Raw genomic sequence first — 10,595 nt, forward strand, 5'->3', positions numbered from 1 at the left:
GCTGGGCCTTCCCGGGCCGGGTTCCCCCCGGCTATATTCCCCACGCCGAACTGGCGCCCCACCCTGTAACAGCTTACCATTATTTTCCTAGCAAGTCAAGAACCGTCCCTTCTTGCTTTTCCTAGCAAGTCAAGAACCGTCCCTTCTTGCTAGCTTGGTTGTGGCTATATACTTTTGATATTCCGCAAACAGGGCTTCTTTGTATGCCGGCTCGGCGCATACGGGGATGTAATTTCTACACCCTACTATTTCTAACAGTTTCCGGGGGATTTCTTGATCCGGCAGGTCAAGTTCCCTTACATCCATAAAAGCTTGCTCCAATCCCAAAAACCCGGTCATCTGGTCACCTATTTTCAGCTTGTAAACTATAGGCGCATTAGGATCACAGCAGTTACTCATTTATTATCTTCCCCTTCATATTTTCTGTTTAACTAATTATACGATAATCAGATTCACAAAAAAAAATAAAAAAGAAGGCCCGCTTTATAGCCGGCACGTTTTTACTGCATAGCAGCCTGATTCGTCTTATTTGATGGGCGGGGAATTACCTCGTACAAATAATTGTTATCATGCCTCATCTGCAGATAGATCCGGTCCTGATCAATAAACACACTTGCTGTCGCGCCTCTTTCCGCCGCCTGTTTATTCACGTAGTCAAACATTTCCCGGTAGTTCCCTCTCATTACGGCCTCATAAGCCGCAAACTGGCTGTAATAAAAAGCATCTTTCAACTGAACGTCGCGTTTGTCCCGAAGGACTAGCTCATAGAGCTTCACGCCCAGTATGTTCCGCACCCCCCTGTCAAGCTCCCCGTAAGTGTCTTTCAGGTTCTCAACCGGAGCAAGCAGTACGGAAATTTGCACCAGGGATCCATCCCGGTTTATTTCAAATGCGTGGATATAACTCTGGCTTTTCAGAAAGTCCGCCAGGGGCTGTTCAACGCTGAACCTGTTAAACAGCCAGTGTGCGCCCCAGAAGACCACCAGGCTGGCCACCAGGACCAGCAGGATTATAGGTATCCGCAAACCCCGCCAGGGCATCCTCGATTCACCTTCTTTTTAAACCAGTTTTCCCAGAATATCATATTCGAGACCCCTGGTCACTAAAACATTTACAAAATCTCCGGCCCCGGGTCCGTGGTTTCCGGCTGTAAAATAGACTTTTCCGTCGACTTCAGGGCTGTCCGCTTCTGATCGGCCGAAGTATAAATTGCTTTTTTTATCTTTCCCATCCACGAGCACAGTTATTTTACCGCCAACCAAAGACTGGTTGTATTGAAGGGAAATCTGCCGCTGCAGAGCCATTGCCCGGTGGTAGCGTTCCTCTTTGATTTCTTCCGGAACCTGGCTCGCCATCAGCATAGCCGCTGTCCCCTCTTCAGGATAAAACTTAAAAACGCCGGCCCGCTCAAACGACATATTCTTCATGAAATCAATCAACTCTTCAAAATCCCGCTTGCTTTCACCAGGAAAACCAACCATGAAGGTCGTCCTCAAGGCAAGGCCGGGGATGGCTGCCCGCAGTTTTAAAATCAGCTTTCTAATTTCGGAAACGTTTTGGCGGCGGTTCATCCGGAGCAGTATTTCATCGCTGGCGTGCTGTATAGGGATGTCAAGATAACGGCAGATTTTTGGTTCACCGGCAAGGACATCAATAAGTTCCCCGGTGAAACGATCTGCCGAACAGTACATCAGTCGCAGCCAGGAAAGGTCCGTAATTTCTGCAAGACACTTGAGTAAATCCGCCAGCCGGTATTTGCCGTACAAATCAATCCCGTAACTGGATGTATCCTGGGCAATCAAGATAATCTCTTTCACACCCTGAGCCGCCAGCAGCCCAGCCTCTTCCTCAACGGATTCAATCGTCCGGCTCCTATAATGCCCCCTGATTGCCGGTATAATGCAAAAAGCGCAGCGGCGGCTGCAGCCTTCGGCGATCTTCAGGTACGCGGTATGGGGAGGGGTTGCCCTTAATCTGGGCAGGGAGGATGTAATTTCATACTGCGGCCCGCTTATCTCACAAAACCTTTCTCCGTCCAGAGCACGCTTGACAAGCCCGGCAACCTGCAGCACAGATCCTGTGCCAAAGAAACCGTCCACTTCGGGTAATTCCTCCAGAAGCTGTCTGCCGTAACGCTGCGGCATACAGCCACAGACAAGCAGAACCCGGCAGGCGCCGGATTTTTTATAACGGGAAAGCTCCAGGATATTTTTAATCGATTCCATCTGGGCCGGTTCAATAAAACTGCAGGTATTCACAATCAGGGCTTCAGCTTCTTCTTCGCTGCTGGTGATCTCAAAGCCGGCTTCTTTCAAAAGCCCAAGCATTATCTCGCTATCCACCAGGTTTTTTGCACAACCCAGGCTGATTAATCCAACCCGGTAAGACATGAAGTTCTCCCTTTCGCATTGTCCAAAAGGCGCTAAAACCTCCCGGCATTATTTTTGCACAGTAAATTCTTTTTCGATTACTTCGTTCTTCTTACCTAAAAAACCGATTATACGGCCGTTGACCGTGACCTTGACCGCCCCGGCGTTGCCAAGCTTTATTTTTATCCGTTCGCTTGCCTTAAAACTTATAGAATTTCCGGCAACAATAGTGCCTGTAAATTTAGTTACGCCATCCGAAACAACCCGCATCCAGCAGTTGCCGCCTGTTACGGCCAAGACAACGTTAAGTTCCTTTTGATTTACCGCAGCTGTTTTTTCCTGCCGGGTATTTTCCTTAGGGCTTTCAATTTTATCAGCGGGCTTGACAGTTTCCCGGCCGGAACCGTTTGATTTAACAATATTGGTATAACCAGCCCAAACCAAATAACCGGCTAAAATTATTATTACAGCAAATGCTATACAATAGGCTGCTTTTTTAAACTTTTTTGCAGATAAGGATTCTTTGGGCGGAAAATGAAAATCTGCCGGGGCATGCTCTTCCGACAGGTCATTTATTTCAACCGGGCTTTGTTTTTCAAATTCCAACAGAAGTTCCCCGGCATCTAAATCCAAAAGCCGCGCATAACTCCGTAAAAAGCCCCTGGTATAAACACCCCCGGGAAGAACGTCAAAAGAATTGTCTTCAATAGCTTTGATGTACCTTAAGCTAATCTTTGTTTGTCGCGCGACATCTTCCAACGACAAACCGCGGGCTTCCCTGGCCTTTCGAAAGGTTTCCCCGGTTTCCAATAGGCCCACCCCTAACTGAAGGTCTGCGGTATTATCGTATTCCTTAAACCTGGAATAGTCAAACAATTTTTACTGTTTATGAAACGTTTCCTGATATTGATCGAGGGTCATCAGAACCACCCTGGGCTTGTTCCCCTCCGAACCGCCCACGATTCCCCTTCTTTCCATGATATCGATCAAGCGCGCCGCTCTTGTGTAACCTATACGCAGGCGCCTCTGTAAAAGTGAGACGGAACCGTGGCCGGCTTCAATCAAGAATTCCACCGCACGGGGTAAAAGCTCATCTTCGAATTCCTGGGAATTCTCCTTTGAGTTCGTTTCCCCGATCAGACGTCCCTCGTAATTGGGACAGGCCTGCTTTTTCAGAAAGGAAACCAGCGATTCCACTTCCTGATCGGAGAGAAAGGCGCCCTGCAAACGGACGGGTTTTGCCGCCCCGACAGGGTAAAAGAGCATGTCCCCCCTTCCCAGCAGCTTTTCGGCGCCTGCCATATCCAGAATCGTCCTGGAATCAATTTGCGAAGAAACCGCAAATGAGATACGTGACGGAATATTCGCTTTGATCATACCGGTGATCACATCCACCGAAGGGCGCTGCGTCGCGACCACAAGGTGGATTCCCGCCGCCCTGGCCATCTGGGCGAGGCGGCAGATGGCGTCTTCAACATCTGCCGGGGCGATCATCATTAAATCAGCCAGTTCGTCGATAATGACCACCAAAAAGGGTATTGTCTTCCTTTCTTCCTCCTGTCCGTCCCTGGATTCGAAGCTGTAAGGGAGGTTATTATACCGGTTGATGTCCCTCACCCCGGCAGAAGCGAACAGCTCATACCTTCGCTCCATCTCTTTGACTGCCCAACGCAGGGAAGTAGCAGCTTTGCGCGGCTCCGTAACAACCGGAGAAACGAGGTGGGGTATACCGTCGTAAGTACTCAGTTCAACCATTTTAGGGTCAATAATCAGGAACTTGACCTTATCGGGCGGAGCTTTAAACAAAATGCTGGCAATCAATATATTCAAGCAGACACTTTTCCCCGAACCCGTAGCCCCCGCAATTAAAAGATGGGGCATCTGAGCCAGGTCGGCGACGATGGGGTTGCCTGCAATATCCTTGCCCAGGGCTACCGTCAGACAGGAAGCCGATTTTTGGAACTCATCGGTTTCCAGCAGTTCTCGCAATGGAACCATGGAAATTTCCCGGTTGGGCACTTCTATTCCAACCGCCGCTTTGCCCGGAATCGGGGCTTCGATGCGTACATCGGGAGCAGCCATACACAAGGCGATATCGTCGGAAAGGCTTACAATCCTGCTTACCTTGACACCTGCAGGCGGCTGTATTTCGTAGCGAGTTATCGTCGGCCCTCTGGATACCTGGGTTACTCTCGCCTTTACACCAAAACTCTGCAGGGTTTCTTCCAGCGTACGGATACTTTCCGTGATATCCTTGCTTACCCGCCTGACTTTCGGGCGAACCTGCCTGGCCAGAATATTTAAAGTAGGCAGCTGATAAGATATGTTCTCGGTTGTCGCCAGGGGTTCCAACTCACCAGGCAGAAAAACGGCCGGCAAACCTTCATCACCGTACTGGTTCCTGTTCTCGTTATAGTAAGTAATCACCGGGGCTCTGACATCTTTCGCAAAGGCTGGCGCGGGATTGTCTTTTTTCCCGCCTGCATTCCCCTCTTCGTCGAATTCTTCCGCTTCAATTCCACTCTGATCAATGATTACCGGGGGAGAGGGGGGAATATCAGGGATTTCAATTTCTTCTTCAGTAAAAAGAAAATTCAGGAAGAACTGCTTGAAACGCGCATAGAGTATGCTAAAACGGATGACTGACCTTTTGATAAGCATGTTGAGACTTATATTGACGCTGAGCAGTATACCGACTAGTGCAAGTGTGAATAAAACAACATAAGTCCCCGTCAGGCCGAATGAACGCTTTAACACGAAGCTGCAAATCGCCCCTATAATCCCCCCGCCTTTCCCCTTCAGACCCGCATCCAGGGCGTGCGAAGGCGGGATCATCAGATGAATGATTGTTAAAACCACTATAAAAATTAAAAGCCCGCCATAGAAGCGAGGAATTACTTTTAGCTGGCTTTTCAATAAGAGCAGGCGAAGTCCGAAAAAGACCAGCAGTACGGGAAAAACATAGCGCCCCTCACCGGTTATCCCGCGCAAAATACGCTCGACCAACCTGCTGACCAGCCCTACGGAGGGATTAAACAGGCTGATTAAGCAGAGAACAGCCACGGTGAGAAAAATTATCCCCATTATTTCGTACTTTTGCTGTTCCTTGGCCTGCCTGGAAATTGCCAAAAAAATCAACCCCTAGCAGTTATATACTACATGCGATAACAGATTCCTGCATTTATACTATATTTTACCAGTTAGGATTCTATTACCTTATTTCATACTGCACGGGATTGTTTGTTGCATTAGGAAGCTCAACTGTCTACGTGCTCATGTTTACCTCAGGCCGCCGTTGTCACGGTTCGCTCAGGTGCTCCGTACCGGCAACGCCAACGGTTCGCTTCGGACAGAACCAGGCGGCGCTGCAAAGGCGGCATGGCAGGCGCGAGATACACCGAGCATTAAATCCCCGGCATCACAAAGTCTTTTCAAGAAACCTTGAGTGCGCCGCTGGTTTCGCACCGCGGTTTAAGTAACCGAAGCTTCACCGGTCGCTGCAGCGGCACTCCGCAATATTGCTCACCTGTGAACAACGACGACCTTTAACCCCCCGGCTAAGGTTTTAACTCGGCGCTAATGCGCCTCAAACACTTTCCTCGCTTATCCTCGGGTTATCTCGTTCTTTGGATGAAGGCTCAAAATCGCACTTAAGGCATTGACCTTCCTTTAAGCCTGTTTTTGGAGCATGAATATTTATCCTCTTAATGCAAACGCTATTACGGCAGCCCCCAGCAGCAGGCGGTAGACGATAAAAATGCCAAAGTTGTGACGGACAAGATAATCCAGCAGGAACTTGATTGATAAAAAGCCGACTACCGCAGAGACAACCATGCCTGTAAAAAACGGCACATTAAGGTCTCCGGGTGTGATTTTGGAAAACTGGGCAACCCCGGCGCCGAGAACAATCGGAGTAGAAAGTAAAAAGGAGAAGCGGGCTGATTCACTTCTTTTAAGTCCCAGAAGAAGGCCTGCCGTCATCGTAATCCCTGCCCTGGAAACACCGGGTATAATTGCCAGCGCCTGGGATACACCAATCAAAAGGCCTCCTCCAAAGCCCATCTGTTCAAGTCTTTTCCTTTTTGAAGAGCAGGAATCAACAACAAACAGAACAATTCCCATCGCGATAAGCATAAACCCAATTAACAAAGGTGTCCGGAAAACAGTTTCCGCCTGCTTTTCAAGGAAGTATCCAAACAGGGCGCCGGGTACTGTGGCTGCAACCAGGGTCCAGAAAAGCCGCCCCTGACTTGCTGAAGGCCGTCTGAAACCATCCTTGATCAGGATAAGCCAGTCCTTCCAGAAAAACGCCACCAGGGCCACCAGCGTACCGACATGCAGGGCTACGTCAAAAGTAAGCCCGGGGTCAGGCCAGCCAAAAAACCAGGGGACCAGTACCAGGTGAGCTGAGCTGGAAATGGGCAGAAACTCCCCCAACCCCTGCACAACGCCTAAAATAACCGCTTCTACAAACGACAACCGAACCACCCTTACTTTAACTTTTTTTCAATCGACCCATGGAAATTATAAGTAAAACAACATCCTGTCAATGATAACATAAAAAGCTAAGAAATTACTTTCTTTATGACGGCAATTTAAAGTCCATACAGTATACTCAGACCTGCCCTAAGGATCCGTAACAAAATAACTCATAACTGCTCTTGAGGGTGTATTGCGTAATTCCAATCACCATGGAACTCGGAGCGCTCCAAGCGCACAGTATTAAGTTCGGCATCGGACACCCGCACGCCGGTCGGGTACTCGTTGTTATCGTGTAAATAGGGGTCAGGCTTGATTTATTTTGATAATTGACTTATTAAGGAGGCTGATTTTTTTCTGCTCTATCTTGGAATTATTCTCTAATAGCTCAGTTTTCATAATTCGCGGCGCCGCTGGCAGCATGTTAAACTACTCTGAAAATTAACTTACATAAGGGAGATCAACTGCCTATGTGCCCATGTTCACCTCTTTTAAAAAACTCAAGGTGTATTTTTGGTTATATTTAAACATACTAAAAAAACAATTTGACTGCAAGGAGAAGAACAGATGCCCGAAGAAAACCCCGGCAACGGCAAGAATGATTTTCCCTACCCGCCAGATTTTGAACCGGATCACGGCTGTGACCCGTATGACCCGAACGCCCCCGTACCGCAGGATCCCCAACCGGAAAAGCAGAACCAGTCAAGCATGCAAAATTTGAAGGAGATGGGGACCAATACTTTACCGGATGGCAAAAGCAATATTCACTGCCTGACCATCATCGGCCAGATCGAAGGGCACCTTGTTCTGCCTCCCCAGAACAAAACCACCAAGTATGAGCATATCATCCCCCAACTGGTTGCCCTGGAGGAAAGCAGCGACATTGAAGGCGTGCTGGTGGTCCTTAACACAGTAGGCGGCGATGTAGAAGCCGGTCTGGCAATTTCCGAGATGGTCGCCGGGCTTTCCAAGCCGACCGTGGCTATAGTCCTGGGCGGCGGACACAGCATCGGGGTCCCAATAGCAGTGGCGGCACAGTACAGCTTCATCGCCCTGACCGCCAGCATGACCATCCACCCGATCAGACTGAACGGCCTGGTGATCGGCGTCCCGCAGACCTATGAATACCTGGACAAAATGCAGGACAGGGTAGTGCGCTTTGTAACCCAGCACTCCAAAATAAATGAAGCAACCTTCAGGGAAATGATGTTCCGCACGGGCGAACTGGCCAGGGATATCGGGACTGTTTTAATCGGCCAGGAAGCGGTCGAATGCGGCTTAATCGATGAAGTGGGAAGCGTGGGGCATGCGGTGGATAAGCTGAAGAGGTTGATCAGGGATAAAAAACAGTGGGAAGTGCAATCTGTTCAATGATTATCTACACACCTTTATACCTCGAACTAGTCCTGGAAGGGCTGGAAGATATGAAAGAGCCCAAAACCCGCCAGGTGGAACTGGACGGAGTTCCCCTGGTTATTGAAGATACCGGCCCCGGGCAGGGCAGGGTGGTCAAATTATTAAGCACCAACCCAAAGGACTACCTGCGCGCCGATTTAAGCCCGGGTGCTGTAATTAAATTCACACAGCAGTGGTCCAAACCTTAAAACAAGCCGCGTCATGGAAGTCTCCCCGGTAAATTTCAGGATATTCCTGCTCCAGATTAAAATTAAGTTTCCTTAAGTCCTAAAACTAAAACTAACAAAAAAAGTTGTTCCGGCCGGGCTGGTTTCCAGATCTATTTTTGCGTTATGTCTGGCGGCTATCTTATAGCAAACCGCCAGGCCCAGACCGGTGCCGGAGTCCTTGGTAGTAAAAAACGGCATGTACAGTTTATCCATATGCTCCGGCAGAATCCCCTTACCCTGGTCTTTCACCGCCAGGATAACGCTCTGTCCGTCAGTGAACGTTTTTATTGTAAGATATCCCCCCTTGTCCATCGCTTCAAGCCCGTTGCGGGTGAGGTTAAGGATCAATTGTTTAATATCATTCTCTTCGAAGCTTATGTCGGGAATTTCTTCAAGCTCGAGATTGACATTTTTATCATCTTTAATTGCGTCTATTTCTATTAAGGTTTAACCGGTCCAGGCGGGCCATTTCTTTTTCCATTTTTACCCTCTTTGTTATGTCCTGAAATACAAGAATAACACCGTATATGTTTCCCTCACAGTCATCTATAGGCGTTGCGCTGTCTGTAAGTACCATCTCCTCACCGTCACGGGAAATAAGTACCGTGCTGTTCGCCAAACCGATAATCTTGCCTGCCGCAAGGACCTTTTCAACGGGATTTTCACAGCGCTGGCGTGTTTGTTCGTTAATAATATAAAATACCTCTGCCAAAGGCGTCCCCTTTGCTTCCTCCTCCTGCCGCCAGCCGGTAAGTGTTTCAGCGGCGCTGTTCATCTTATCCACACGGCCTTCCATGTCAGCGGTGATTATTCCGTCGCCGCATGACATAAAGGTTATCAGCCAGCGCTCCTCTTCTTCCTTCAGTTCTTTCTCAAGCTGCTTTCTTTCTGAAATATCCCGGAAAAGTATGGAAATGCCTTCCTGGAAAGGATAGACGTGACCTGCAACCCAAATCTTAGAATAAATTGTTTTAGCCTCAAAATGGACTGGCTCTCTATCTAACATGACTTTGTGGTAGTTATCCCAGAAAATTGAGCCCCTGGCATCGGGGATTAAAGACCAAATGTTTTTACCAAGGACATCTTCGTTGAAAAAGTATTTTTTTGCTTCTTCGTTGGCATAAGTGAACTTCCACTCGTTATCAAGAGCAAAAAATGAGTCTGTCACACTTTCGAGGATGATTGAAATTTCTTCGTTCTTTTTTCTTAATTCTTCTTCAACTTCAGTGCGCCGGATATTTTCCCTTTTCAGCTGGTAATCACCCAGTTCAACCTCCCACGTACGCTTTATTACCAATTCTTCCAGGTGTTCCTGATGCTCCTTTAAAAAATATGCTAATTCTCTGCGCTCGGTAATATCCTCAAAAGCGGCTACCGCACCGGCAATAGCGCCGTTTTCATCAAGTAAAGGAATTGCGTTCCAGACGGCCGTCTTATGTTTCCCATCTTCCCAATAAAGGTCGATTTTCTGCTCTTTAACCGATTCACCCTGCAATACCGCACGCTGAATCGGCATTTCTTCCGGAGAAAGTTCTTTGCTTTCATAAAACGCCCTAAAGGGCAAGCTGCCCGAGGCAGTCTCTGAAAAAACTTCCCCTGGTTGAATCCTTAAAAATTCTGCTGCTTTTTTGTTATGCTTTATGTCACGGCAGGTTATGTCCGTTGTGATGGAAATTCCTGCAGGCACCGAATCGAAAACCTTTTTAAGCAGCTCAGGATCATGTTTTAAAATATTTGCTAAAGAATTAATAATCTCTTCCAAAAAATCAGCCCCCTGATAAAATTACTATTAGAATGAAAATATGACAAATTAAGCCTTGTATCCTTTGGTGAATTTGTCGAATTGTGGTATTTTGAAATATTTTTTTTCGTAGGCAAGTAGGGACGGTTCTTGCTTGCCTACCCAAAGCAAAGCAGTGACATTTCTTCTTGCCAGGAAATTATCTGAAGCCTCTTCCATTAATAAATCCTTTCCATTGGAAGCCCCTATATTTAATAACCAGATTGTATCACTCAGACATATGATATCAAAATTTAAAAATTAATCTTATCATATGTAACTACTACTACAGCGATGAGTATAAAAGCTCTTTGACAACATTAAATAGCGACTTCGCCCAAT

The 10,595-nt window shown here is 47.7% G+C and carries 11 protein-coding genes; 2 read left to right on the forward strand and 9 right to left on the reverse strand.

All coding sequences use genetic code 11. The features are described 5' to 3' along the window. Nucleotides 1-129: 129 nt before the first annotated feature. The 7 genes from DEH07_05700 to DEH07_05730 all read right to left on the reverse strand — a co-directional run bounded on the left by DEH07_05700 (nt 130) and on the right by DEH07_05730 (nt 7,165). Complete coding sequence (locus DEH07_05700) at nt 130-399, reverse strand: hypothetical protein (protein ID HBY04033.1); 270 nt, start codon at nt 397-399, stop codon at nt 130-132. A 101-nt stretch (nt 400-500) separates the two neighbouring features. Beyond that, nucleotides 501-1,040 carry a hypothetical protein gene (locus DEH07_05705; GenBank protein ID HBY04034.1) on the reverse strand — a complete coding sequence of 180 codons (540 nt, stop codon included), beginning with the start codon at nt 1,038-1,040 and terminating at the stop codon, nt 501-503. Nucleotides 1,041-1,058: 18 nt separating this feature from the next. Further along, entirely contained in the window at nt 1,059-2,390 is a 1,332-nt protein-coding gene (rimO, locus tag DEH07_05710) for a 30S ribosomal protein S12 methylthiotransferase RimO (GenBank protein HBY04035.1), read from the reverse strand. 48 nt (nt 2,391-2,438) lie between these two features. Then, nucleotides 2,439-3,245 carry a hypothetical protein gene (locus DEH07_05715; GenBank protein HBY04036.1) on the reverse strand — a complete coding sequence of 269 codons (807 nt, stop codon included), beginning with the start codon at nt 3,243-3,245 and terminating at the stop codon, nt 2,439-2,441. Nucleotides 3,246-3,248: 3 nt separating this feature from the next. Beyond that, the gene (locus DEH07_05720; protein ID HBY04037.1) at nt 3,249-5,498 is read right to left on the reverse strand and encodes a cell division protein FtsK; all 2,250 of its coding nucleotides are present in this window, start codon (nt 5,496-5,498) and stop codon (nt 3,249-3,251) included. Nucleotides 5,499-6,065: 567 nt separating this feature from the next. Next, nucleotides 6,066-6,848, reverse strand: coding sequence for a UDP-diphosphatase (locus DEH07_05725; protein ID HBY04038.1), 783 nt, complete (start codon nt 6,846-6,848; stop codon nt 6,066-6,068). 170 nt (nt 6,849-7,018) lie between these two features. Further along, nucleotides 7,019-7,165 carry a hypothetical protein gene (locus DEH07_05730; GenBank protein HBY04039.1) on the reverse strand — a complete coding sequence of 49 codons (147 nt, stop codon included), beginning with the start codon at nt 7,163-7,165 and terminating at the stop codon, nt 7,019-7,021. Between the two features lie 250 nt (nt 7,166-7,415). On the opposite strand from DEH07_05730, the gene DEH07_05735 reads away from it, so the two are divergent. Beyond that, complete coding sequence (locus DEH07_05735) at nt 7,416-8,222, forward strand: translocation-enhancing protein TepA (GenBank protein ID HBY04040.1); 807 nt, start codon at nt 7,416-7,418, stop codon at nt 8,220-8,222. Next, nucleotides 8,219-8,452, forward strand: coding sequence for a hypothetical protein (locus DEH07_05740; GenBank protein HBY04041.1), 234 nt, complete (start codon nt 8,219-8,221; stop codon nt 8,450-8,452). Before DEH07_05735 ends, DEH07_05740 begins: the two co-directional genes overlap by 4 nt. 72 nt (nt 8,453-8,524) lie before the next feature. On the opposite strand, the gene DEH07_05745 is transcribed toward DEH07_05740, so the two are convergent. Beyond that, nucleotides 8,525-8,914 (reverse strand): hypothetical protein, encoded by a 390-nt coding sequence (locus tag DEH07_05745; GenBank protein HBY04042.1) that lies wholly within the window; start codon nt 8,912-8,914, stop codon nt 8,525-8,527. Then, nucleotides 8,895-10,235 carry a hypothetical protein gene (locus DEH07_05750; protein HBY04043.1) on the reverse strand — a complete coding sequence of 447 codons (1,341 nt, stop codon included), beginning with the start codon at nt 10,233-10,235 and terminating at the stop codon, nt 8,895-8,897. Before DEH07_05750 ends, DEH07_05745 begins: the two co-directional genes overlap by 20 nt. Between the last annotated feature and the right edge of the window lie 360 nt (nt 10,236-10,595).

The organism is Desulfotomaculum sp. (assembly GCA_003513005.1).
Taxonomy (GTDB): domain Bacteria; phylum Bacillota; class Desulfotomaculia; order Desulfotomaculales; family Nap2-2B; genus 46-80.